Origin of the sequence: Stutzerimonas stutzeri (genome assembly GCF_009789555.1) — a bacterium.
In the GTDB taxonomy this organism is placed as follows: domain Bacteria; phylum Pseudomonadota; class Gammaproteobacteria; order Pseudomonadales; family Pseudomonadaceae; genus Stutzerimonas; species Stutzerimonas stutzeri_R.
This window is the reverse complement of the sequence record NZ_CP046902.1, coordinates 2,242,706-2,265,793: the sequence shown is the minus strand read 5'-3', so window position 1 is coordinate 2,265,793 and position 23,088 is coordinate 2,242,706. Positions and strand designations below refer to the sequence as shown.

Annotated in this window: 22 protein-coding genes; 9 read left to right on the top strand and 13 right to left on the bottom strand. The window is 63.0% G+C overall.

Features of this window, described 5'->3' with window-relative positions; translation table 11 throughout:
• Window position 1 precedes the first annotated feature (1 nt).
• The 6 genes from GQA94_RS10525 to GQA94_RS10500 all read right to left on the bottom strand — a co-directional run bounded on the left by GQA94_RS10525 (window position 2) and on the right by GQA94_RS10500 (window position 5,350).
• Window positions 2-1,432 carry a PLP-dependent aminotransferase family protein gene (locus tag GQA94_RS10525; protein ID WP_158187971.1) on the bottom strand — a complete coding sequence of 477 codons (1,431 nt, stop codon included), beginning with the start codon at window positions 1,430-1,432 and terminating at the stop codon, window positions 2-4.
• A gap of 122 nt (window positions 1,433-1,554) precedes the next feature.
• Window positions 1,555-2,361: an OmpA family protein gene (locus tag GQA94_RS10520; protein WP_158187970.1), complete on the bottom strand. Its 807-nt coding sequence runs from the start codon at window positions 2,359-2,361 to the stop codon at window positions 1,555-1,557.
• Complete coding sequence (locus GQA94_RS10515; RefSeq protein WP_158190081.1) at window positions 2,358-2,669, bottom strand: DUF4398 domain-containing protein; 312 nt, start codon at window positions 2,667-2,669, stop codon at window positions 2,358-2,360. Before GQA94_RS10515 ends, GQA94_RS10520 begins: the two co-directional genes overlap by 4 nt.
• Before the next feature lie 48 nt (window positions 2,670-2,717).
• A complete protein-coding gene (locus tag GQA94_RS10510; protein ID WP_158187969.1) occupies window positions 2,718-3,542 on the bottom strand; it encodes a substrate-binding periplasmic protein in 825 nt (274 codons plus the stop codon).
• Window positions 3,543-3,670: 128 nt separating this feature from the next.
• Complete coding sequence (locus tag GQA94_RS10505) at window positions 3,671-4,600, bottom strand: electron transfer flavoprotein subunit alpha/FixB family protein (RefSeq protein ID WP_158187968.1); 930 nt, start codon at window positions 4,598-4,600, stop codon at window positions 3,671-3,673.
• Window positions 4,601-5,350 carry an electron transfer flavoprotein subunit beta/FixA family protein gene (locus GQA94_RS10500; protein WP_158187967.1) on the bottom strand — a complete coding sequence of 250 codons (750 nt, stop codon included), beginning with the start codon at window positions 5,348-5,350 and terminating at the stop codon, window positions 4,601-4,603.
• A gap of 332 nt (window positions 5,351-5,682) precedes the next feature.
• On the opposite strand from GQA94_RS10500, the gene GQA94_RS10495 reads away from it, so the two are divergent.
• Entirely contained in the window at window positions 5,683-7,338 is a 1,656-nt protein-coding gene (locus tag GQA94_RS10495; protein WP_158187966.1) for an electron transfer flavoprotein-ubiquinone oxidoreductase, read from the top strand.
• A 222-nt stretch (window positions 7,339-7,560) separates the two neighbouring features.
• Here GQA94_RS10495 and GQA94_RS10490 read toward each other — a convergent pair whose 3' ends face one another.
• The 4 genes from GQA94_RS10490 to GQA94_RS10475 all read right to left on the bottom strand — a co-directional run bounded on the left by GQA94_RS10490 (window position 7,561) and on the right by GQA94_RS10475 (window position 11,524).
• Window positions 7,561-7,770 carry a cold-shock protein gene (locus tag GQA94_RS10490; protein ID WP_045162757.1) on the bottom strand — a complete coding sequence of 70 codons (210 nt, stop codon included), beginning with the start codon at window positions 7,768-7,770 and terminating at the stop codon, window positions 7,561-7,563.
• A gap of 256 nt (window positions 7,771-8,026) precedes the next feature.
• A complete protein-coding gene (locus GQA94_RS10485) occupies window positions 8,027-9,862 on the bottom strand; it encodes a GldG family protein (RefSeq protein ID WP_158187965.1) in 1,836 nt (611 codons plus the stop codon).
• Window positions 9,863-9,872: 10 nt separating this feature from the next.
• Entirely contained in the window at window positions 9,873-10,604 is a 732-nt protein-coding gene (locus tag GQA94_RS10480) for an ABC transporter permease subunit (RefSeq protein WP_158187964.1), read from the bottom strand.
• On the bottom strand, window positions 10,601-11,524 hold the full coding sequence (locus GQA94_RS10475; protein ID WP_158187963.1) for an ABC transporter ATP-binding protein: 924 nt from the start codon (window positions 11,522-11,524) through the stop codon (window positions 10,601-10,603). Before GQA94_RS10475 ends, GQA94_RS10480 begins: the two co-directional genes overlap by 4 nt.
• Before the next feature lie 253 nt (window positions 11,525-11,777).
• Between GQA94_RS10475 and plsB the strand changes: the two genes are divergently transcribed.
• The 3 genes from plsB (at window position 11,778) to trhA (ending at window position 15,895) form a co-directional block, all read left to right on the top strand.
• A complete protein-coding gene (plsB, locus tag GQA94_RS10470; RefSeq protein ID WP_158187962.1) occupies window positions 11,778-14,261 on the top strand; it encodes a glycerol-3-phosphate 1-O-acyltransferase PlsB in 2,484 nt (827 codons plus the stop codon).
• Window positions 14,262-14,561: 300 nt separating this feature from the next.
• Window positions 14,562-15,248: a DUF4197 domain-containing protein gene (locus GQA94_RS10465; RefSeq protein WP_158187961.1), complete on the top strand. Its 687-nt coding sequence runs from the start codon at window positions 14,562-14,564 to the stop codon at window positions 15,246-15,248.
• A gap of 29 nt (window positions 15,249-15,277) precedes the next feature.
• A complete protein-coding gene (gene trhA / locus GQA94_RS10460; RefSeq protein WP_158187960.1) occupies window positions 15,278-15,895 on the top strand; it encodes a PAQR family membrane homeostasis protein TrhA in 618 nt (205 codons plus the stop codon).
• Window positions 15,896-15,930: 35 nt separating this feature from the next.
• Here trhA and GQA94_RS10455 read toward each other — a convergent pair whose 3' ends face one another.
• From GQA94_RS10455 to GQA94_RS10445, 3 genes are all read right to left on the bottom strand, one after another.
• On the bottom strand, window positions 15,931-16,386 hold the full coding sequence (locus GQA94_RS10455; protein ID WP_158187959.1) for a hypothetical protein: 456 nt from the start codon (window positions 16,384-16,386) through the stop codon (window positions 15,931-15,933).
• Window positions 16,387-16,534: 148 nt separating this feature from the next.
• Complete coding sequence (locus tag GQA94_RS10450; protein WP_158187958.1) at window positions 16,535-17,902, bottom strand: heavy metal sensor histidine kinase; 1,368 nt, start codon at window positions 17,900-17,902, stop codon at window positions 16,535-16,537.
• The gene (locus GQA94_RS10445) at window positions 17,899-18,582 is read right to left on the bottom strand and encodes a heavy metal response regulator transcription factor (protein WP_158187957.1); all 684 of its coding nucleotides are present in this window, start codon (window positions 18,580-18,582) and stop codon (window positions 17,899-17,901) included. Before GQA94_RS10445 ends, GQA94_RS10450 begins: the two co-directional genes overlap by 4 nt.
• 215 nt (window positions 18,583-18,797) lie before the next feature.
• Here GQA94_RS10445 and GQA94_RS10440 point away from each other — a divergent pair, with 215 nt between their 5' ends.
• The 5 genes from GQA94_RS10440 (at window position 18,798) to GQA94_RS10420 (ending at window position 23,072) form a co-directional block, all read left to right on the top strand.
• Window positions 18,798-19,061, top strand: a complete 264-nt coding sequence (locus GQA94_RS10440) for a heavy-metal-associated domain-containing protein (RefSeq protein ID WP_158187956.1) — start codon at window positions 18,798-18,800, stop codon at window positions 19,059-19,061.
• 21 nt (window positions 19,062-19,082) lie between these two features.
• Window positions 19,083-19,520, top strand: coding sequence for a DUF411 domain-containing protein (locus tag GQA94_RS10435; RefSeq protein ID WP_158187955.1), 438 nt, complete (start codon window positions 19,083-19,085; stop codon window positions 19,518-19,520).
• Between the two features lie 69 nt (window positions 19,521-19,589).
• Window positions 19,590-21,374 carry a copper resistance system multicopper oxidase gene (locus GQA94_RS10430; RefSeq protein WP_158187954.1) on the top strand — a complete coding sequence of 595 codons (1,785 nt, stop codon included), beginning with the start codon at window positions 19,590-19,592 and terminating at the stop codon, window positions 21,372-21,374.
• A 164-nt stretch (window positions 21,375-21,538) separates the two neighbouring features.
• Entirely contained in the window at window positions 21,539-22,408 is an 870-nt protein-coding gene (locus GQA94_RS10425; RefSeq protein WP_158190080.1) for a copper resistance protein B, read from the top strand.
• Between the two features lie 13 nt (window positions 22,409-22,421).
• Entirely contained in the window at window positions 22,422-23,072 is a 651-nt protein-coding gene (locus GQA94_RS10420; protein ID WP_158187953.1) for a c-type cytochrome, read from the top strand.
• The last annotated feature ends 16 nt before the right edge of the window (window positions 23,073-23,088 follow it).

Here is a 23,088-nt window from a genome sequence, read left to right as displayed (position 1 = left end):
GTCAGTTCGACTGCCGGCACAGCGCCCCGGCGAGTTCACCCAGGGTCTTCAGCGCGCGCTCCACCTCATCGGTCCAGGGCAGCGCGCAATTGAGCCGCACGCAGTGATTGAACTGCTCGGTGTTGCTGAAAATCAGGCCCGGCGCGATGCTGATTCCCCGCTCCAGCGCCTGCACATGCAGCTCCTGGGTATTCACCCGGGCCGGCAGACTGACCCAGAGAATGAAGCCACCGGTCGGACGCGTCAGCTGGGTGCCCTCGGGAAAGTAGCGCTGCACCGCCAATTGGAAGGCACTCAGATTCTTCCGGTACTCATGGCGTATGTAACGCAGATGGCGATCGTAGCCCCCGTTCTCCAGGTACGCCGCAACCCCCATCTGCGTGACGCTACAGGCCGAATGAGTACTGAAGGTCTGCAGCCGCTGTATCTCTTCCCGATAGCGACCCGGAATGATCCATCCGATGCGCACGCCCGGTGAAATCGTCTTCGAAAAACTCGAGCAATAGATCACGCGCCCGTCGCGGTCATTGGACTTGAGCGCCTTGATCGATCCCGCGTCGAACAGCAATTCACCGTAGATATCGTCTTCGACCACCTGAATGTCGAAATTCGCCGCCAGTTTGAGCAACTGTTTCTGCCGTGCATCGGGCACGCTGCCCCCGAGCGGGTTGCTTAGCCGCGCGGTCAGGACCAGCGCCTTGATCGGCCACTGGCTCGCGGCCAGATGCAACGCCTCGAGGCTGAGCCCGGTATCCGGATCGCATGGAATCTCGATGACCTTTAGCCCGAGCAGGTCGGCCAGTTGCAGCAAGCCGTAATAGCTGGGCGACTCCGCCGCGATCAGATCGCCTGGCTTGGTCAGGACACGCAGCGACATTTGCAGCGCATCGACGCAACCATGGGTGATGACGACCTCGTCAGGCCCGACGACCACGCCGGCGTCGCGCATGCGGATCGCCACCTGTCGGCGCAGCGGCTCATAGCCGGGGCTGAACATATAGCTGAAGGCACGCTGGCTCTGGAACCGCGTGATCTTGGCGAGTTGCTGGTGCAGGGCACGCGCCGGCAGATAATCCACATGAGGAACGGCGGCTCCCAGCGGGATAAGTCCGTCGCGGCGCGACTCGCTGAGCACCTGATTGATGATGCTGCTGCGTGTGACCAGGGTCGGCCGCTCGACCTGTGCGATGTCGGGCGTGGGAGCGGTCAACGCTGGCGTGTGATGGACATAGAAGCCCGACTGCGGACGCGCCCGGATCATCCCCTGGTCTTCGAGGTTGGCATAGGCTTGCAGCACCGTCGCATGGCTGACGTTCAGCTGCATGCTCATCTTGCGTACGGAGGGCACGCGCTCGCCCGGACGATAGACGCCGCGCCGGATGTCTTCAGCGAGCTGGTGTGCGATGCGCTGATAAAGCAACAGATTGGTCATTGGGTCCGTCTCCGCCAACTGGACCATAACAGTAGTACAACACCGTTACACACGACCAATACAGTTATGCGCTAACTCGCCGACACAGTCGGTTACGTTTGCCGTCAGCGGCCAACCTGAAGTCAACGAGGGCTGCTGAGGCGTCCTTGCTCGTCTGAAAACAGGATTTCCACCCGACGGTTCTGCGCCCGTCCCCGCGCCGATGCGTTCTCGGCTATGCGAAATTGCTCGCCATAGCCAATCACCTCGATCCGTCGCGCGTCGACGCCCAGGCTCTGCATGAAGTCGGCCACTGCCTGCGCACGCGCCTCGGACAGCGCAAGGTTCTCGGTCGCGTCGCCTCGATTGTCGGTGTACCCCTCGATACGCACCCTGCGGCTGGGGTTGAGTTGAAGGAAATGCACGACCTTGAGCAGCGTACGGTTGGCCGAAGGCCCAAGGTCGGCGCTGGCCGCCTTGAACAGGACATCGCCGAGCGTCATGACCAGCCCGCGATCGGTTTCCGCCGCTGCCAGGTTGATAACCTGATCCTCCAGCCAACGATCCTGCTGTTGCAGATCGAGCAATCTGGCCTCCTGCAGCGCTTGCCGCAGACGCTCATGCTCCATCGCCAGATGAGTGGCGCGCCGCTGGTTCTGCATCTCCTCGCTGTGCTGGCGAGCGATCTCGCTGTAGCGGGTGCTGAGGTAGGCATAATGCTCGACGTCCTCGGCGCTACCCCAGTAGTCGGCAAAGCGCTTGGCACGCTCCAGCGACTCGGCAGCGCGCATCAAGTCCTTCGGGGCATCGTGAAGGATCTGCGGATCTTCGCTGGCGCCCTGGAAGACCCTGCTGGCGTCGTCGAGCTGATGTTGCGATCGCTGTGTCGTACAGCCCTGGAGTCCAGCGAACGCCAGCAGCCATACGGTGGCAAGAACGACGGGCTTCACTGCAACTCCCCCAACTGCTCACGTAGCCGAGCGATACGCCGGTTCAATTCTGCGACCGCCTGCTGGCTCTTCTCGTTGAGTACGCGGGCCTCTGCCAGCCGCGCGTCCAGTTCCGCTTTCTCTGCCAGCAGACGCGCTGCCCGGTAGTCGCGGTCCTTCATGGCCACTACCGCGGCCGTCAGCGTTTTTTCGGCCAGGGCCAGCTCCGGCGTGTGCTCCGAAGCTCCGACCGAACGCGCCTGGGTCACCGCCTGCTCGGCAAGACGCAGCTGTGCCGTGGGTGCCGGATCGTTGGCGCAGCCGAGCATCATCGACAGCACAAGCAGGCAGCAAAGATGTTTTATCAAGTGAGAGTCCTAGCGTTGCGAAGGGCGAGGCGGTGCCGGTTGCTGCTTCCAGCGCTCGAGGTTCTCCGCCAGCAGCTGCTGCGGCAGCCCGGCGGCGCGCAGTTGAGTCATTTTAATCGCGAGCTGTCCGCGCAGCCACGGCCCGTTGCAGGCAGAGTCGTGCGCGACCGCGAAATGCATGCCGCGAGTGGTCACTGGCGGCTCCAGCCGCTGTATCTCGTCCAGCAGTCCCTGCGAACCGGCCTGCGCTACTGCGCTGTAGCGCTCGTGCAGCACGTAATCGGTCGTGCCGGCCAACAGGCTCTGCACGGCATCGCCCAGGCTGGGCGCCGAGCGCAAGCGAAGATGGTCCTTGGCGTACGCCTGGAATGTCTGATCAAAACGCGTCGTCGCGACATAGGTGCCCGAGCGGCCAATGAGTTCTTCGCGGCTGGAATAGAGGAAACCCGGCTCATTGCGCACCCAGGCCGACATTTGCAAGGCCGTGATCGAGGGATGAATGAAATCCAGGTGCGCCAATTCCTGTACGCCCAGCACCGCATCGGCCAACACATCGACGCGGCCGCTGCGCACTTCCTCGAGCGCCTTGTCGGCATCGCCGGTATAAAGAAGCTCGAGTTTGAGATCGAGCGAGTCGGCGATCCTCTTCAGCAGATCGGCATTCGCACCGACCAGGCGTTTGGGGTTTTGCGGATCGCGCCACAGGAACGGCGGATTATCGGCACCACCCGTCGCGATCAGCCGGTCACACTTGGCAGCCGCCGCACTCGCCGCCAACGGTGTAGCCAACAGCAGGGCGAGCAAGGTGGTTTTCAGCGCAACGGCACAATGCATGGAGAACCTCATCGGTTTGGGTCGGACAGGCACCAGACGGGCCAAGCGGGATATTAGCATCGGCCAACGCAACCGAGCTGCCATAAAAAAACCCGCTGCAAGAGCGGGTTTCTTTCGAAGCGGCTCGGTCAGACGAGGCGCTCGAGCTCCGGCACGATCTCGAACAGATCGCCCACCAGGCCATAATCGGCTACCTGGAAGATCGGGGCTTCTTCATCCTTGTTGATCGCGACGATCACCTTGGAATCCTTCATACCGGCCAGATGCTGGATGGCACCGGAGATGCCCACCGCGATGTACAGCTGCGGCGCGACGATCTTGCCGGTCTGGCCGACCTGCATGTCGTTCGGGACGAAACCGGCGTCGACCGCCGCGCGCGAGGCACCGACTGCGGCGCCGAGCTTGTCGGCCAGCGAATACAGATGCTTGAAGTTGTCGCCGTTCTGCATGCCGCGGCCACCGGAGATGACGATCTTGGCAGCGGTCAGCTCAGGACGGTCAGACTTGGCCAGTTCTTCGCCGACGAACGCAGACACACCCGCCTCGCCCGTGCCGGATACCTGCTCGACGCTGGCCGAGCCGCCTTCGGCATTGACCGGATCGAAGCCGGTTGCACGAACGGTGATGACCTTGATCGGCGCGCTCGACTGCACGGTCGCGATGGCGTTACCGGCATAGATCGGGCGCTTGAAGGTATCGGCGCTTTCAACGGCAATGATTTCGGAGATCTGATCGACATCCAGCTGGGCGGCGACACGCGGCAGGAAATTCTTGCCATTGGTGGTCGCGGCGGCCAGTACGTGGCTGTAATCCTTGGCCAGGCCGGCGATCAGCGGTGCGACGTTTTCCGGCAGTTGATGAGCGTAGGCCGCATCGTCGGCGACCAGCACCTTGGCGACGCCTTCGATCTTGGCTGCCGCTTCGCCGATGGCACCGCAGCCGCTGCCGGCAACCAGCACATGAATGTCACCACCGATGGCTTTGGCAGCGGCTACGGTGTTGAGCGTCGCAGCAGCCAGAACGGCATTGTTGTGTTCAGCGATAACCAGGATAGTCATTTAGATTACCTTCGCCTCGTTCTTCAGTTTCTCGACCAGTTCAGCCACGGACTTGACCATGATGCCGGCGCTGCGAGCCGCCGGCGCTTCGACTTTCAGGGTCTTCACGGTGGAGGTGGTGGACACGCCAAGCGCGTCTGGAGTCAGGACTTCCAGAGGCTTCTTCTTGGCCTTCATGATGTTCGGCAGCGACGCGTAGCGAGGTTCGTTCAAGCGCAGGTCGGTGGTCACGATCGCCGGCAGGTTCAGTGCGACGGTTTGCGCGCCGCCGTCGATTTCACGCTCGACCTTGACCTTGTCGCCTTCCACTTCGACCTTCGAGGCGAAGGTGCCCTGGGCGAAGCCGGTCAGCGCGCCGAGCATCTGGCCAGTCTGGTTGTTGTCGCTGTCAATGGCCTGTTTGCCGAGGATGACCAGCTGCGGCTGCTCCTTGTCGACAACGGCTTTGAGCAGCTTGGCAACGGCCAGGGAATTGAGCTCTTCGGTCGATTCGACCAGCACGGCGCGATCGGCACCCAGCGCCAGCGCGGTACGCAGTTGCTCCTGGGCAGCGGTAGGGCCAATGGAAACCACGACGATCTCGCTCGCAACGCCCTTCTCTTTCAGGCGCACGGCTTCTTCCACGGCGATTTCGCAGAAGGGGTTCATCGACATCTTGACGTTGGCGAGGTCGACGCCGGAGTTGTCCGCCTTGACGCGGACCTTGACGTTGTAATCGACCACTCGTTTGACAGCTACAAGAATCTTCATGGATTCCTCGTTACTCTCCGGTGAATAGAAGTTCGCCGAGGCGAATAGAGCCATGCTCGAGGTCCGGGCCGTCAAAGCGGGGGCTGGACCAGTTCGGCGAGCGCAAAACTGCCCGTATCTTGACTGCAGGCAATAGCCGGGGTCAATAACGCAAATACCCCACTATAAGCCACAGTTTCCGGATTCTAGCAGGCTGACGAGAAATTCAAACAAACGTTTGTATTGGACCCTTTCCGGCGTCTATATATAATGCCGCAGCTCGGCCTGGTCAGGGAAACGATCCAGCCCTCCACTATCTATAAAACAATCAAGCCTTGAGTAGGAGATAGCCAATGGAACGCGAATACATGGAATTCGACGTAGTGATCGTCGGCGCCGGCCCCGCGGGCCTGTCCGCTGCCTGCCGACTGAAGCAACGAGCCGCCGATGCCGGAAAGGAAATCAGCGTATGCGTCGTTGAGAAGGGTTCCGAAGTAGGCGCCCACATTCTATCTGGCGCCGTGTTCGAGCCGCGCGCGCTGAACGAACTCTTCCCCAACTGGAAAGAGCTCGAAGCGCCGCTGAACACGCCCGTCAAGCGCGACGACATCTACCTGCTCAAGAGCGCCGAAGCCGCCCGCAAGCTGCCCAATGCACTGGTTCCGAAAACCATGCATAACGAAGGCAACTACATCATCTCGCTGGGCAACCTTTGCCGCTGGCTGGCGCAGCAGGCCGAGAACCTGGGTGTCGAGATCTACCCCGGCTTCGCGGCACAGGAAGCGCTCATCGATGAGCAAGGCGTGGTTCGCGGAATTCTCACCGGCGACCTCGGTGTCGACCGTGAAGGCAATCCGAAGGAAGGCATGTACACCCCGGGCATGGAATTGCGCGCCAAGTACACCCTGTTCGCAGAGGGCTGCCGTGGCCATATCGGCAAGCAACTGATCAATCGCTTCCAGCTCAACGCCAATGTCGACCCGCAGCACTACGGCATCGGCATCAAGGAACTGTGGGACATCGACCCGGCCAAGCACGAAGCAGGTCTGGTCGTTCATACCGCCGGCTGGCCGCTGGACGACGACAACACGGGCGGCTCGTTCCTCTATCACATCGAGAACAACCAGGTGGTGGTCGGCCTGATCGTCGACCTGTCCTACAGCAACCCGTTCCTCTCGCCGTTCGACGAATTCCAGCGCTACAAGCACCATCCGGTGATCGCCCAGTATCTGGAAGGCGGCAAACGCGTGTCCTATGGCGCACGCGCCATTGCCAAGGGCGGTATCAATTCCCTGCCGCGGATGATCTTCAACGGCGGCGCCCTGATCGGCTGCGATGCGGGCACGCTGAATTTCGCCAAGATCAAAGGCAGCCATACCGCGATGAAGTCCGGCATGCTGGCGGCTGAGGCGGTGGCCGATGCCTTGTTCGCCGGTCGCGAGGGCGGTGACGAACTGACCGGATATGAAGAGGGCTTCAAGGCCAGCTGGCTTTACCAGGAGCTGTATGCCAGCCGTAACTTCGGCGCCGCGATTCACAAGTGGGGCGCGGTCAAGGGCGGCGCGTTCAACTTCATCGATCAGAACATCTTCGGCGGCAAGATACCCTTCACGCTGCACGATACCAAGCCGGACTATGCCTGCCTCAAGACCGCCGCCGAATCGAAGAAGATCGATTACCCCAAGCCCGACGGCAAGCTCAGCTTCGACAAGCTCAGCTCGGTATTCTTGTCCAATACCAACCATGAGGAGGAGCAGCCGGTCCATCTCAAGCTGACCGATCCGAGCATTCCGATCGAGAAGAATCTGCCCCTGTACGACGAGCCCGCGCAGCGCTACTGCCCGGCCGGCGTGTACGAAGTGGTCGACAACGACGATGGCAGCAAGCGCTTCCAGATCAATGCGCAGAACTGCGTGCATTGCAAGACCTGCGACATCAAGGACCCGGCACAGAACATCACCTGGGTCGCACCGGAAGGCACCGGGGGCCCCAACTACCCCAACATGTAACGACGCCCTGGCGTACAACGACGAACCCCGCCTTGTGGCGGGGTTTTGCGTTCCGGCCCGGCGAACGCCGTTGTGGCGCCGGGCACCGGTCCAACGAGCCGCGTATCGCCGTCCGGCCCAAGCGAGAGCGCTTCAGACGAAAAAAGCCCCGGCCAAGGACCGGGGCTTTCGTCTGGATGCAGAGCCCATCGATCGACGGGCCGCGCTGTGCGTAGACGGCTCTCAGAGCCCTGCCACGTCCTCGGCCTGCAGGCCCTTCTGGCCTTGAGTCACCGAAAATTCCACTTGCTGACCTTCGGTCAGAGAACGGTGGCCTTCGCCACGAATAGCCTGGTAGTGAACAAAAACATCCGCACCGCTGCCACGCTGGATGAATCCATAACCCTTGGCATCGTTGAACCACTTGACGGTTCCGGTCTCGCGCTCAGCCATTCCTACTTCTCCAACTCGATTCTTATTATTCCCGTTCGGGAGGGACGATCAGGCTGACCCACTGTAGCCCGCCTGCCAGGGCAATATACCGGAGCAGGCGTGACACGCGCATTTCAGAATGACCGCCGGCCAGTATAGAACAGGACGATTACGCCTCCTGGGGTTTTTCATCGCCTCGATAGCCGGCAATACCCCTGCATCGCCGGGCTCCAGCCGGCGAAAATCGTCGACGTACGGCTCGCAGAGCATCGGACGATCACCCGCTCCTGCGCCGACGCCACAACCCGCGCAGTAGCACCCCCAGGGTCAGTACCAACGGGACCAGCGCAATGTTGAAAAACTTCAAGGTTCGTCCCAGCGTTTCGATGTCGGCGTCGAGCTGATAGCGCACCTCGCGCAGCTCCTTGCGAATCCGCAGCTTGTCCTGCATGTAGCCCTGCAGGGCGGTCTGCTGTTCGGCTGTAAGCTCTATCGCGCCTTCGGCGTTCGGCCCCTGCAACTGGGCGAGTTGCGCCTCGGTAGCGGCCAGCCGTTCCTGCAATACTTCTTCCTTCTCGCGGAAGCGGTTCTCGGCCTGCCGTTGCAGCGCCGCGACCACCCCGAATGGCCGCGCGAAACGACCGCGCGACCGAACACTGATCAGCGCGTCGGTACCCGACAGGTTATCCAGTGCATTGACGACGAAGGTGCCGTTGTCCGCCCATGGTTGCGGCATGCGCTGCCCGAAGAAGTCTTGCACCTGCACCCACATGCGATCAGCCAGCAGATCGCTATCTGCCACGGCGATGACATTGATGCTGGTGCTTTCCTTCAGGCCATCCTCGCGCCCTTCGATGCCGTCCGGATAAGCCGATCGCGCCGGCCCCTGGATACGTGCGGCGAGCGTATACCGTTCGCCCGTGGGTTCCAGCTCGCGCAGCAGTTCGGCCGGGTTATCCAGCATTGCAAAACGCTCCGCCTCCACCGGCATGGCATAGCTGGAACTCTGGATCAGCGGGGTGAACCGGGTCGTTGCGCCCTCCAGCGGTTCGAGGAAACCAGCGGTGGCCATGGTCAGGCTTTCCAACGAGGCCGTGGTGACGTCCTCAATATCCATGGTGCGCTGCGGTAGATTGAGCCAGCCCGGATGCCGGACCGGGCGGCGCTCGGCACCCACCCCGACAGACATCGCATAGGAGGCATCAGCCACCACCTGGCCGGGCGCCATGCGCACGCCCCAGGCCCTGAACAGCGGTTCCAGATCCGATGCCCTGCCCTCGCCGAACTCACCCGGCCCGATGCCCTGGCCCGGATCGGCTTCGCTGTAGGGATCGACGAACACCAGCAATTTGCCGCCACGCATGACGAACTGGTCGACGGCGTAAAGCGTCTGCTCCGGCAAATCCTTGGGATGCACCAGCATCAGCACCGACACGCTGGCGGGAATCATGTCGACATCGCGCTTCAGGCTTTCGATATGGAACAGCTGGCGAATGTCCTCCAGCACCATCCACGGGGGCGTCGCCTGTTGGGTACGCATATCGAAACCGCCGTTGATCGGCAATCCGGAAAGCACACCGACAACGGGCATCTGCGCCGAAGCCAGGCTCTGTACCAGGCGGCTTATTTCGTACTCGAGGAATTCTTCCTGATCCAGCGCAAAGAACGGAATGCTCTGCCGCTGCCCCTGCGCGTTGGTGCCAGCGAGGCCGAAATACACCGTGTCGCCGCCCTGGTTCAGCGGCACCGCCTGCAGGCCGAACTCGGCGGCGCGATCTTCCTGCTCAGAGAACGGCTGCGGGTCGATCACATGCAACTTGAGCTTGCCATCGGCCTCGCGCTCGTACGCCCGCAGCATTTCCTCGACGCGCCGGGCGTAGTTGCGCAACGCCACCAGATCCTTGGTGGCCGCGTCCGAATAGAAGAAATGCAGTTCGATGGGTTGTTCGAGCCCGTCCAGGATGGTCTCGGTGCCCTCGGATATGGTGTAAAGCTTCTGCTCGGTCAGGTCCAGCCTCGCGTCGGTGAATACCAGGCTGGAAAACGTGTTGAACGCCAGGAAGGCCAGCGCGATCAGCAACAGCCCGGCGCCCGAATACATGACTCGTTTCATCTGCACGTCCTTATGCCGCTTTCTTCAGATCGACGACCACGGCGGTGGCCGCCAGCCAGGCAATGATCAAGGTGACGAAATACAACAGGTCGCGCAGATCGATCACCCCTTTGCTGATGGCGTCGAAGCGAATCAGGAAACTCAGCGAGGCGACCGCGTCGACCAGCCACTGCGGCGCCCAGGCAAAGGCATCGAGCACCATCGGCAGGCCGCTCACGATGAACAGGAAGCACACGCTTACAGCGAGAATGAAGGCGATCACCTGATTCTTGGCCAACGCCGACATGCACGAGCCGATCGCCAGAAAGGCGCCGGCCAGCAACCAGCTACCGAAATAGCCGGCGGCAATCGCGCCATTGTCCGGCTCGCCGAGATAATTCACCGTGACGACCATGGGAAAGGTCAGCAGCAAGGCGATCCCCGCGAACACCCAGGCCGCGAGGAACTTGCCGGTGACCGCCTCGAAACGGGTGATGGGCAATGTCATCAGCAATTCGATCGAGCCGGATTTTCGCTCCTCGGCCCACAAACGCATGGCGATGGCCGGAATCAGGAACAGGTAAAGCCACGTGTGAAAGCTGAAAAACGGGATGAGGTCCGCCTGGCCGCGCTCGTAGAACCCGCCCAGATAGAAGGTGAATACCCCGGACAGCACCAGAAAGATAAAAATGAAAACGTAGGCCAGCGGCGTGGCGAAATAGCTGGCCAGTTCGCGTTTGAAGATGACCGGTAACTGGCTCATAGGGCCTCCCCACGGGTCAATGTCCGGAACACCTCGTCCAACCGTCCGCGCTCCACGCTCAACGCTTTGACCGGCCAGGTCTGCTGGGCGATCAATGCATTGATTCGCTCGAAGATGACCTCGCCCGGCTTGGCCAGCACCGTCACACTGTGGTCCGGTTCGTTGCGCTCGACACCCGCGACGCCTGGCAATGCCGCCAGGGCGATTTCATCCAGCGGGGCGTCGCTGACCAGCGTGACGGCCTTGTGGTACCTGGATCGGCTTTCGAGTTCGAACGGCGTGCCATCGGCGACCAGACGGCCCCTGGCGATCACCACCGCGCGGCTGCACACCGCAGTGACCTCTTCGAGAATATGGGTGGAAATGATCACGATCTTGTCTTTGGCCAAGCCCTTGATCAGCTCGCGCACTTGATGCTTCTGGTTAGGGTCCAGGCCATCGGTAGGCTCGTCGAGGATCAGCACGCGCGGGTCGTGCAGGATCGCCTGGGCCAGGCCGACGCGGCGCTTGAAGCCCTTGGACAGGGTCTCGATGGACTGGCCAAGCACCGTGTCCAGCTCGACCTGACCCGCTGCGGTATCGACTCGCACCCGCTTGTCCGCCCCTCTGTACCCCCGCACCTCGGCGATGAAATCGAGAAAGCCGCGTACCGTCATGTCGCTGTAGCACGGGGCACCCTCCGGCAGATAGCCGATCTGTCGCTGGGCCTGCAGCGTTCGGGTCCGGATGTCACAGCCGAAAATGCGCGCCGTACCGGCGCTCGGCGTGAGAAAGCCGGTCAGCATCTTCATGGTGGTGGATTTGCCGGCCCCGTTCGGGCCCAGAAACCCGAGCACTTCACCCGGCTGGACGCTGAATGAAAGCGCATCCACGGCCGTATGCTGGGCAAATCTTTTTGTCAGATTATGCAATTCGATCATCACTCGTTCCCCTGACGGACCGGCGTCGGCGCTCGACGAGACAGGTCCAGTGCGGGCCGGACTATAAAAAGAGCGGCGGCGGGTTTGCAACTGGGGCGGGCGTTGCGCTTGGGTGTTTTATTGTTCAGGGCGAGCGTTCGGCGTGTAGGGGGCTTCAAGCCGTTCTGACGAACATTTTTGCCCCCCACCCTCGCTTGCGGCACACTTGCCGGCTTCGAGGGCGCTGCCCCCTTTTTGTAGTCGAACCGACCGTATGACCCGATCCCCCCTTCGCCGTCTGATCTTCTCCGTGGTGCGCCGCCTGCTGTATGTATGGGTGCGTTCGGAGACCATCAATCAGTCCGCTTTCACGCTCAAGCTGGACCGCAGCAAGCCGGTGTTCTACGTGCTGCAACGAGCCTCGCTGAGCGATCTGGCGGTGCTCGATCACGAGTGCAGCAAAGCAGGACTGCCGCGTCCGGTGGCCGAAGTGGCGGTTGGCGATCACATCGAACCGTCGGCGTTCATTTTCCTCAACCCTGCCGCGAGCTGGTTCGGCCGTCGGACGCGGGCCGTCACGCCTGAACCGCTGGTACGCCTGGTCGGCGCGCTGGAACAGAACGCCGTGGACAACGCGCAGATCATCCCGGTGAGCGTATTCTGGGGACGATCGCCAGATCGCGAGACCAGTGCCTGGAAGCTGTTGTTCGCCGACAGCTGGGCCGTCACCGGACGGCTGCGCAGGTTACTCAGCATCGTCATGCTCGGGCGCCAGACCCGCGTGCAGTTCTCCGCTCCGATCCAGCTCAGCGAACTGGTGGCACAGAACAAGGGGCACGAGCGCACGCTGCGCATGGCGCAGCGCATGTTGCGGGTGCATTTCCGCAATCAGAAGACGGCGGTGATCGGCCCCGATCTGTCGCACCGTCGCAACCTGGTCAAGGGGCTGGTGCACGCACCGCAGGTACGCCAGGCGATCAAGGACGAAGCCGAACGCGAAAACATATCGCTGGAGAAGGCCGAAGCCCGCGCCCTGCGCTACGGCAACGAGATCGCCTCGGATTATGCCTATACCGTGGTGCGTTTCATCGAGGTGGTGCTGTCCTGGTTCTGGACGAAGATCTACGACGGTATTCGGGTCAATCACCTGGAGCCGCTGCAGGAAGCCGTGCAGGGTCACGAAGTCATCTACGTGCCCTGCCACCGCAGCCATATCGATTACCTGCTGCTGTCTTATCTGTTGTTCCGCAACGGCCTGACACCGCCGCATATCGCCGCCGGAATCAACCTCAACATGCCGGTGATCGGCAGCCTGCTGCGCCGCGGCGGCGCCTTTTTCATGCGCCGTTCATTCAAGGGCAACCCGCTCTATACCTCGGTTTTCAACGAGTACCTGCACACCCTGTTCAGCCGTGGATTCCCGGTGGAGTACTTCGTCGAGGGCGGTCGCTCGCGCACCGGGCGCATGCTGCAACCCAAGACCGGCATGCTCGCCATCACGCTGCGCAGCTACCTGCGCTCCTCGCGCCTGCCGATCCTCTTCGTGCCGGTCTATATCGGCTACGAGCGGGTGCTCGAAGGCCGCACGTATCTCGGTGAGCTGCGCGGTGCGGCGAAGAAGAAGGAGTCGATATTCGACATCTTCAAGGTCATCGGCGCCCTCAAGCAACGCTTCGGCCAGGTCTGGGTGAATTTCGGTGAGCCCCTCAAGCTCAACGAGTTCCTCGAACAGCAGCAGCCTGGCTGGCGCCAACAGAACCTGGCGCCGGACTTCCGGCCGCCCTGGCTCACCGAGACCACCAATCGCCTGTCCGAACGCATCGCACAGCGACTCAATGAAGCGGCGGCGGTCAACCCGGTCAACCTGGTGGCCCTGGCCATGCTGTCCACCAGCCGTCAGGCGCTGGACCGACGGTCGCTGGCGCGCACCCTCGACCTTTACCAGAACCTGCTGCGCACAGTGCCCTACTCGCCTCACACCACGCTGCCTGACGGCGACGGCGAGGCATTGATCAACCATGTGCAAGGCCTCGGCCTGCTTGCCGAACAGAAGGATGCGCTGGGCAATATCCTTTACCTGGACGAGCAAAACGCCGTCCTGATGACCTACTACCGCAATAACGTGATGCACATTTTCGCGCTGCCCGCGTTGCTGGCGAGTTTCTTCCAGAGCAGTTCGCGGATCAGTCGTGAGCAGATCCTGCGCTTCACCGAAGCGTTGTATCCGTACCTGCGTGCCGAACTGTTCATTCGCTGGGAGCCGGAGGCGCTGGCAGCGGTGGTCGACCAGTGGCTGGCGGCCTTCGTCGAGCAGGGGCTGCTCAAGGTCGATGGCGACACCTATGTGCGGCCGGTGCCTAGCTCGCGCCAATTCGTGCTGCTGACGCTGCTGGCGCGGGTCATCGTGCAGACGCTGCAGCGCTTCTACATGGCCATTTCGCTGCTGCTCAACAGTGGCCAGAACACCCTGGACGCCGAGGAGCTTGAAACGCTGTGCACGGTCATGGCCCAGCGATTGTCCATCCTGCATGGCTTGAATGCGCCGGAATTCTTCGACAAGAGTCTGTTCAGGCATTTCATCCAGAGCCTGCAGGCGCAGGACGTGCTGCGCCAGGATGAAACCGGCAAGCTCGGCTACCATCCCAAACTGGGCGAGTTGGCGGAGGGCGTCGCCAAGCGCGTGCTGCCCGCCGAGATCAGGCTGTCGATCCGCCAGGTGGCGCTGGAGCGGCACGATGAGGAGCAACAGGCGACCTGACCCGGCGACTGCATCTGAACGCGCGCAGGCTGCAAGCACCGCACCAGGGCATCCGACTCCCCGCTCGCGGGCAGCAACCTCGATGCAGACAGCGAACGGCGTGGCTGCCCGAGGATGATCGACAGAGCGATCCGGATGCATCGGCGTCCGAACGGACCATCACCGGAAACCGAATCGCGCACGCCAGGTATGCCGGCTTGCATCAACGAAACGGCCACAACAAGCTGCCAGTGTTTGGCAGGCAGTGCCTGGCGCTTTAAGCTCTTCGCCTGCCCGCCGCATCACTCAGAGGATATCCCTATGCTGCGTACCACCTCCCTAATCGCCGGCCTGCTGCTTTGCGCCGGCGCCCAAGCCCTCTCGCTCAACGACCTCAGCCAGGGAGACGCCAGCGCTGGGCTCAAGGACGCCCTCAGCCAAGGCGCCAAGGTTGCGGTACAGCAGCTCGGCCGTCCGGGCGGTTTCAGCGAGGACCCCGATGTGCGCATCGAGCTGCCAGGCAATATCGGCAAGGCTTCGCGCATGCTGAAGATGATGGGCATGGGTGCTCAGGTCGAAGAACTCGAAACCAGCATGAACAAGGCAGCCGAAGCAGCCGTACCGCAAGCACAAGCCTTGCTGCTGGATGCGGTCAAGAAGATGACCGTTGCCGATGCCAAGGCGATCCTTGCCGGCGGCAACGACTCGGCGACGCAATACCTGAACAAGACCAGCCGGGAGGAGATCCGCGCCAGATTCCTGCCCATCATCAAGCAGGCGACCGATCAGGTCGGCGTCGCCCAGCAGTACAACGCCCTGGCCGGAAAGGCATCGGGCCTCGGTGCGGTCGACGCCAAATACGGCACGGTCGAAGGCTACGTGACCGAGCAGGCGCTCGACGGGCTCTTCACGATCATTGCCGAACAGGAAGCCGGGATTCGCCAGAACCCGGCGCAGGCGGCGACCAGCGTAGCGAAAAAGGTATTCGGCGTACTGATGGGTAACTGATACCCGAAGCGGTTCGAGGCTGAACACCGATGTACCACGGAGAAAAATTCAACGCCTGGACGCACTTGGCCGGCGGTGTGCTGGCCCTGATCGGGACGGTCTGGCTGCTCGTCCTGGCGGCCATGGATGGCGACCTGGCGAAGATCGTCAGCGTGGCCATCTACGGCTTCACCCTGGTGCTCCTGTACAGCACATCGACGCTGTATCACAGCGTACGGGGGCGCGCGAAAGCGATCATGCAGAAGCTCGACCACCTGTCGATCTACCTGCTGATCGCCGGCAGCTACACGCCCTTCTGCCTGGTCACCCTGCGAGGCGCCTGGGGTTGGTGGTTATTCGGCATCGTCTGGTCGCTGGCCCTGATCGGCATGTTGCAGGAAATCAAACCGCGCTCGGAAGCGCGGGTGCTGTCCATCGTCATCTATGCGGTCATGGGCTGGATCGTGCTGGTCGCGGTAAAGCCGTTGCTCGCCGCACTCGGCACCGCCGGGTTCAGCTGGCTGGTCGCAGGCGGTGTGTCGTACACCGCAGGGATCATCTTCTTTGCGTACGATCAGCGCTTCCGCCACTGGCACGGCATCTGGCACCTGTTCGTCATCGTCGGCAGCCTGCTGCATTTCGTGGCGATCCTGCGCTACGTGGTCTGAGGTCGCGTCTGGCGTTCGATGCCTGCGGCGGCGGTTCAAAGCTCATGCATACGATTGATCTGTTGCGCCAGGCGCATGGTTTCGTGCTCCTGCATCCGCAGCATTTCACCGAGCAACGCGCGGGCACGCTCGAACTCGCGACGACGCTCCAGCGAACGGTACAGATCGATGATCCGGTTGTGCAGGTCGAAGACGTCCTTCGAGATTTCCTCGACGCTCATCTGGGCGTAGGCCTCGCTATCGAGTTCAAGCTGCAGCAGGTCCGGGCGCACCGCATCCTGTAGTCGAACCTGCAACGCATGGGGTTCGGCGTGTCGCTTGAGGCGTGCAACGGTTGCGGACAGCTCCCGTTCGTGCTGCACCAGATAATCAAGCAGCATCCTGGCCAGCGAGTCGCTGCGCGCCTGCGCCCCCTCGGCCATGCAGTCGGCCAGCCGGGCGTGCACCTGGCTGGTCCAGTCGATCAGGTCTTCGCATCGTTCGATGTTCATGACGACTCCTGCGCCGCGGTGAGGCGCCCGGCATGATTCCAGGCACAGTGTCGAACAAGCGGCGGCCACTCCGATGCAATCACGCTGGGTAGCGATTGACCAGTGCTGGACGTCGGCCACCTTCGCCCATTCGATGCGCTGAGGACGATCAGCCGCGATGGCGAAACAGGATGTCGAACGCGGTCCAGCCGTCGCGGCTGCTGCAACGGATCTCACCCTGATGCGCCTCGACGATCGACCGGGTGATCGCCAACCCCAGCCCGGCATTGCTCGGGCTGCCTTCACGGCGCGCCGGGTCGACCCGGTAGAATCGGTCGAACAGCCGCGGTAGATGCTCCTCGGCGATGCTCGCGCCGGGATTTCCGATACTGAGCGCGACCCCGTTCTGCCCCGACGCGATGCCCAGATGGATGACGCCGCCGTCAGGCGTATAGCGTAGGGCGTTCGACAGCAGGTTCGACAGCGCCCGCCGCAACATCAGCGGATCGCCATTGATCCGGCCATCACCGGACAACTCGAAGCGGATGCCGCGCTCATCGGCCGTCAGTTGGTAGAAATCCAGCAGTTGGGCGCACAGCGCGTTCAATTCAATGGACTGCGCGTCCGGAACGATCAGGCCGTTGTCGGCCTTGGCCAGAAACAGCATGTCATCGATCATGCGCGCCATCCGGCGCAGCTCTTCCAGGTTCGAGTACAGATTGTCTTGATAGTCTTCCGCACTGCGGCCCCGCGTCAGCACCACCTCGGTGTGGGTCATCAGGTTGGAGAGCGGCGTACGCAACTCGTGAGCGATATCCGCGGAAAAGTTCGACAGCCTGACGAAGGCCTCTTCCAGCCGGGTGAGCATCGCATTGAACGCCGACACCAGTTGCTGCAACTCGGCCGGTGTCGATTCGCTGGGAATGCGCTCGGTCAGTGACCTTGCCGATACCGAAGCGGCCACCTGCGTCACCTCTCTCAGCGGGCGCAAACCACTGCGTGCCAGCAACCATCCGAGCAATGCGCTGACCAGGGCGCACATCACCAGGGCCAGCCAGAGCCAGCCGGTCAGGGTGTGGAAGAAACGCTTGTGCGCGGTGACGTCAAGGGCGAGCACGACCTTCAGCGGTTGCCCGGCAACGCTTACCTCACCGCTTTGGCGCTGCCAGACACGGCCCTCGCGCTGCAGTTCGCCATCGACAGCGGCATGCGGATGAACGCCTGTCGGCGGCGCCCCTGACCCAGAATCGGCGAACAACAGGCGTCCCTGGGCATCGAATATCTGCGCCGTCAGCTCGCTGTGGCCGCCCAGCAGCGCTTGCAGCTGCGGGCGCAAGGCATCGAACCCGGAGAGATCGTCGAGCCCAGCCAACAGGCTGCGGCTGGCCTGCAACTTCTCTTCCAGCGCATGGCGGTCAAGCTGGTCGAAGTGATGCTGGCTCAGCTGCTTGAAGAAAAAGCCCGCCGCACCGAGCACGCCGGTCACTGCCAGCATGAACATGAGGCTGAGCCGGGCGGTGAGCGACAACCGCCTCACGGTTCATCCGGCACGTCGAGCATGTAACCCATGCCGCGCGCAGTGTGGATCAGCTTGGGCTGGAAATCGTCGTCGATCTTCGCCCTGAGCCTGCGAATCGCCACCTCGATGACGTTGGTGTCGCTGTCGAAATTCATGTCCCAGACCTGCGAGGCGATCAGCGATTTGGGCAACACTTCGCCCCGCCGTCGCAGCAGCAGTTCCAGCAACGCGAATTCCTTGGCAGTCAGATCGATACGCTGGCCGCCCCGCACGGCGCGTCGCTTGAGCAGGTCGACCTCAAGATCGGCGACTTTCAACTGCGTCTGCAATGCCGCCGCATGGCCCCGCCGCAGCAAGGTGCGCACCCGTGCCAGCAGTTCGGAAAACGCGAATGGCTTGACCAGATAGTCGTCGGCGCCCAACTCCAGCCCCTTGACCCGGTCTTCGACGCGATCGCGCGCGGTCAGAAACAGCACCGGCACTTCATGCCCTGCCGCTCGCACCCGGCGCAGCACTTCCCAACCGTCGAGCCCCGGCATCATGACGTCCAGGATCAACAGGTCGTACGGCGCGCTCAGCACCGATTGCAGGGCGTCGGGACCCGTGGTCACGCGGTCGACGGTGAATCCTGCTTCGCTCAGTCCCTGCTGCAGGTACATGCCGGTTTTCGGTTCGTCTTCAGCGACCAGAAGTTTCATGCCCCCTCCTCTCAACGCATCGCCAAGTGTGCAGCGATCCCGCATGACGAACCAGACGCTTACAGAAAAGTAATCTTCCGCTCAGGTTCGTGAAAGCCGAGGGCCGCTAGTGTCAACGGCAGCGAAAAGGCGCCATGACAGCCGCTTGACCTTCCCACGTGGGCAAGGTTGAACATCGAGCCAGGCTGGACTGACCAGCCGCTGCGGAGGTTTTCATGAGCACTATCGATCTTCAGGTACAGGGCATGACGTGCGGCGCCTGTGTTCGTCATGTCATTCAGGCGTTGACCCCTGTCGCGGGCGTCACCGATGTCGCGGTCGACCTCGGTGCTGGCCGGGCTCGCGTCGAGGGCGACGCCGATCATGCGGCACTGATCGCCGCGCTGGTCGAGGCAGGCTACCCAGCCCGACTCGACGCCAAGGCAACGCCTCGAACCCCATCCGGCGCCGGTTGCGGCAGCCGCTGCGGTTGCCACTAGCGACTCATTCAAGGAGCTGTCATGCACACTAAACTCGCCCTTTTCGCCGGTCTGTTCCTGGCCGCCAGCGCCCAGGCCGCGGAGATCATCGACGTGCACCGCGACGCCAGCTGCGGCTGCTGCAAGGACTGGGTCAAGTACCTGCAGGCCAACGGTTTCGAGGTGCGCGACCATGTCGAGCGCAACATGAGCGCGGTCAAGCAACACCTCGGGGTGGCGCCCCGGCTGGGTTCCTGCCACACCGGCGTCATCGATGGGGGAAAGTTCATCGAGGGCCACGTCCCGGTCGCGCAAATTCTCGAACTCAAGCAGCGCTCGGACCTTGTCGGCGTCGCCGTACCGGGCATGCCGGCTGGCTCACCGGGCATGGACTACGGCCAACCGGCACAGGCCTATCAGGTCATCGGCCTGACAGCCGACGGCAGGGACGTGGTAATCGCCGATTACGCCGTGCCGTAACGAGCAGCGCAACGCGTCCGTCACGGCACGGACGTCCCTCCCGACTACAGCTGACCGAACAGGTACATCATGCAATCCAAGGCGTCCCGGCGAACCTTCATCAAAACCCTGGCCGCGGGAGGCGTCGTTGCCGGTCTGGGCGTCTGGCGCCCGCCCGTCTGGGCAGTGGCGCGCCCTCACCAGCGGGCTGATCAGGGCGTACTGGCGGGTCGCGAGTTCGACCTGACCATCGACGCGCTCGGGGTCAACTTCAGCGGGCGCGACCGCACCGCGATGGCCATCAACGGAAGCATTCCCGGCCCGCTGTTGCGCTGGCGCGAAGGCGACACCGTAACCCTGCGGGTACGCAACCGTCTGCCGCAGGACACCTCGATCCACTGGCACGGCATCCTGCTGCCGGCCAACATGGATGGCGTCCCCGGTTTCAGCTTCGCCGGGATCGCCCCGGACGGCATGTATGAATACCGCTTCGAAGTGAAACAGAGCGGCACCTACTGGTATCACAGCCATTCCGCCTTCCAGGAACAGCTTGGGGTCTACGGACCGCTGGTGATCGATCCGCGCGAGCCCGAGCCATTCGAGTACGAGCGTGACTATGTCGTGATGCTCACCGACTGGACCGATGAAGGCCCGGCGCGGGTGCTGGACAAGCTGAAGAAGCAGGCCGACTACTACAATCGCGGCCGTCGCACGCTGGGTGATTTCATCGACGATGTCGCTGACCGCGGCTGGAGCGAAACCCTTGGCAACCGCTGGGCCTGGGCGAAGATGAAGATGACGCCCACCGACCTCGCGGACATCAGTGGCGCCACCTATACCTACCTGCTCAACGGCCAGGCGCCGGACGGTAACTGGACCGCCCTGTTCGAGCCGGGCGAGCGGGTGCGCCTGCGTCTGATCAATGGCTCGGCGATGACCTATTTCGATTTCAGAATCCCCGGCCTTGCGCTCACCGTCGTGGCCGTGGACGGCCAGCCGGTCGAGCCGGTCGAGGTCGACGAACTGCGCCTGGCAGTGGCCGAGACCGTCGACATCATCGTCGCGCCGGACGCCAGCCAGAACGCCTACACCCTGTTCGCCCAGTCCATGGACCGCAGCGGCTACGCCCGCGGCACGCTTGCCATGCGCCAGGGGCTGAGCGCGCCGGTGCCACGACCCGATCCACGTCCCGAGCTGAGCATGGAAGACATGGGCCACGGCAGTCACGGCTCGCATGAAGCCGGCAGCGCGGCCACGACGGACCACCGCGCCATGGGACACGGAACGATGAATCACGCGGAGATGAATCATGGGATGACGGGCCACGGCAACGCCGTGCGCAGCCGCTCGATGCAGCCCCATCCGGCCAGCGAAGACGGCAACCCCCTGGTGGACATGCAGACCATGATGCCGGCGGCCAAGCTGGACGATCCGGGCATCGGCCTGCGCGACAATGGCCGTCGCGTATTGACCTATGCCGATCTGCGCAGCGCCTTTCCCGACCCGGACGGTCGCGAGCCGATGCGTACCCTGGAGTTGCACCTGACCGGCCATATGGAGCGCTTTGCCTGGTCCTTCGACGGGATTCCCTTCGCCCATGCGGAGCCGGTGCGGCTGAAATACGGCGAGCGGGTGCGCTTCGTGCTGGTCAACGACACCATGATGCACCACCCCATCCACCTGCATGGAATGTGGAGCGACCTCGAGGACGAGCACGGCCGGTTCCAGGTGCGCAAGCACACCATCGACATGCCGCCCGGCTCCAGGCGCAGCTACCGCGTGACCGCCGAAGCCCTCGGGCGTTGGGCCTATCACTGTCACCTGCTGATGCACATGGAGCTCGGAATGTTTCGAGAGGTCCGCGTAGAAGAATGAAGGCCAAGCCCATGAACCATGCCGTCCGTAACGCCGTGCCCGCGCTGGGGCTGATGATCGCCCTGCATTCGGGTATCGCCCAGTCGCAGAGCGAGCACGACGGCCATCGACCGCACCGCCCGTTGTCGGCCCCGTCACACGGCGCAACGCAGGATCACGCCAACATGGATCATTCCGACCATGCGCGGCATGGTGCTCATGCCCCCGCCCAGTCAGCGGCCCCGTCAGGGCGCCGCCACGGCCAAGGGGACCCTCGCCACAGCAGCCACTCCTCACACGGCATGCCGCATCGCCCCGAGGCAGGCAGCGCTGCGACGCAAACGAGCCCGGCGCCGCTACCCGCCATCAGCCCGGCCGACCGCGACGCCGCCTTTCCTGACCTGCCCGAGCACCACATGCATCAAGGCGGCACACACGTCATGTTCGTAGCCGACGAACTGGAATGGCAGGACGCCGACGAAGGCAGCACACTGGCCTGGGATCTGAGCGGTTGGGCCGGCGGCGACATCGACCGCCTGGCATGGCGTGCCGAGGGCGAACGAACCAACGGCCATACTGAGGAAGCTGAGCTGCAACTGCTGTGGAGCCATGCCACCAGCCCCTGGTGGGAAACCGTCGCGGGCATACGCCAGGATTTCAAGCCCGGGCCAGCGCAGACCTGGGCAGCGTTCGGCGTCCAAGGCATGCCCTTGTATGGGCTGGAAACCGAAGCCACGGCGTTCATCGGTGAAGGCGGCCAGACGGCACTGCGCCTGGAAGCGGAATACGACATCCTGCTCACCCAGCGCTGGATATTGCAGCCCACTGGCGAAATCAACCTGCACGGGCGCAACGACGAGCGCCGAGGTGTTGGCTCCGGATTCAGCGAAGCCAGCGCCGGATTGCGCTTGCGCTACGAGATCAGCCGGCAGTTTGCGCCCTATCTGGGCGTAACCTGGAGCCGTGCCTACGGCAACAACGCCGACCTGCAGCGTGTCAAAGGGGAAGAGACAAGCGAAGCCCGTCTGGTGGCGGGTATCCGATTCTGGTTCTGAGAAGACGACGGCCATGCTCAAGATTCTGACAACAGCGCTGCTGGCCGTCCTGTCGATCATCCTCGTCGCAGCGGGCCTGGTGTACACCGGGGCCATCAATGTCGCGGCGGATAATCCTCATTTCTCGCCGGTGCACGCGCTGCTGAAAACCGTTCGCGAACGCTCTATCGCAGTCCGTACGCGAAACATCGAGGTGCCGGACCTCAGCGATGCGGAACTGATTCGATCAGGCGCGGGCAACTACGACGCAATGTGCGTCGCCTGTCATCTGGCGCCCGGCAGCGCTGCGACCGAGCTGAGCGAGGGGCTCAACCCGGCGCCGCCGAACCTCGCCGACGCCAACCGCATGCGCGACCCGGCCAGCGATTTCTGGACCATCAAACATGGCATCAAGGCCACCGGCATGCCCGCCTGGGGCAAGCGCATGGCCGACCCGTACATCTGGGGACTGGTCGCGCTGCTGGAGCAGTTACCCGCGCTGACGCCCATGGAATACAGGGCGCTGGTCGCCGCGAGCGACGGCCATCAGCACGGCGGCAGCGAGGCGGATATGCTCCATCGCCGTGGCGGGCGGGCTGATCCAGGCACTAGCGGCGAAGCCCGCCAGGCAGGCCCCGCCGCAGGTGCTGACCACCACACCGAAGAGGGCCAACACCCCCATTGACCGTGCGCCCGACGCA

Excerpts from the sequence above, each read along its gene's own strand:
- GQA94_RS10515 (WP_158190081.1), bottom strand. The coding sequence starts at position 2,669 with ATGCTCGGCTGCGCCAACGATCCGGCACCCACGGCACAGCTGCGTCTT.
- GQA94_RS10445 (WP_158187957.1), bottom strand. The coding sequence starts at position 18,582 with ATGAAACTTCTGGTCGCTGAAGACGAACCGAAAACCGGCATGTACCTG.
- plsB (WP_158187962.1), top strand. The coding sequence starts at position 11,778 with ATGACCCGATCCCCCCTTCGCCGTCTGATCTTCTCCGTGGTGCGCCGC.
- GQA94_RS10510 (WP_158187969.1), bottom strand. The coding sequence starts at position 3,542 with ATGCATTGTGCCGTTGCGCTGAAAACCACCTTGCTCGCCCTGCTGTTG.
- GQA94_RS10425 (WP_158190080.1), top strand. The coding sequence starts at position 21,539 with ATGGATCATTCCGACCATGCGCGGCATGGTGCTCATGCCCCCGCCCAG.
- GQA94_RS10455 (WP_158187959.1), bottom strand. The coding sequence starts at position 16,386 with ATGAACATCGAACGATGCGAAGACCTGATCGACTGGACCAGCCAGGTG.
- GQA94_RS10525 (WP_158187971.1), bottom strand. The coding sequence starts at position 1,432 with ATGACCAATCTGTTGCTTTATCAGCGCATCGCACACCAGCTCGCTGAA.
- GQA94_RS10440 (WP_158187956.1), top strand. The coding sequence starts at position 18,798 with ATGAGCACTATCGATCTTCAGGTACAGGGCATGACGTGCGGCGCCTGT.
- trhA (WP_158187960.1), top strand. The coding sequence starts at position 15,278 with ATGTACCACGGAGAAAAATTCAACGCCTGGACGCACTTGGCCGGCGGT.
- GQA94_RS10435 (WP_158187955.1), top strand. The coding sequence starts at position 19,083 with ATGCACACTAAACTCGCCCTTTTCGCCGGTCTGTTCCTGGCCGCCAGC.
- GQA94_RS10465 (WP_158187961.1), top strand. The coding sequence starts at position 14,562 with ATGCTGCGTACCACCTCCCTAATCGCCGGCCTGCTGCTTTGCGCCGGC.
- GQA94_RS10490 (WP_045162757.1), bottom strand. The coding sequence starts at position 7,770 with ATGGCTGAGCGCGAGACCGGAACCGTCAAGTGGTTCAACGATGCCAAG.
- GQA94_RS10505 (WP_158187968.1), bottom strand. The coding sequence starts at position 4,600 with ATGACTATCCTGGTTATCGCTGAACACAACAATGCCGTTCTGGCTGCT.
- GQA94_RS10500 (WP_158187967.1), bottom strand. The coding sequence starts at position 5,350 with ATGAAGATTCTTGTAGCTGTCAAACGAGTGGTCGATTACAACGTCAAG.
- GQA94_RS10475 (WP_158187963.1), bottom strand. The coding sequence starts at position 11,524 with ATGATCGAATTGCATAATCTGACAAAAAGATTTGCCCAGCATACGGCC.
- GQA94_RS10480 (WP_158187964.1), bottom strand. The coding sequence starts at position 10,604 with ATGAGCCAGTTACCGGTCATCTTCAAACGCGAACTGGCCAGCTATTTC.
- GQA94_RS10495 (WP_158187966.1), top strand. The coding sequence starts at position 5,683 with ATGGAACGCGAATACATGGAATTCGACGTAGTGATCGTCGGCGCCGGC.
- GQA94_RS10420 (WP_158187953.1), top strand. The coding sequence starts at position 22,422 with ATGCTCAAGATTCTGACAACAGCGCTGCTGGCCGTCCTGTCGATCATC.
- GQA94_RS10485 (WP_158187965.1), bottom strand. The coding sequence starts at position 9,862 with ATGAAACGAGTCATGTATTCGGGCGCCGGGCTGTTGCTGATCGCGCTG.
- GQA94_RS10430 (WP_158187954.1), top strand. The coding sequence starts at position 19,590 with ATGCAATCCAAGGCGTCCCGGCGAACCTTCATCAAAACCCTGGCCGCG.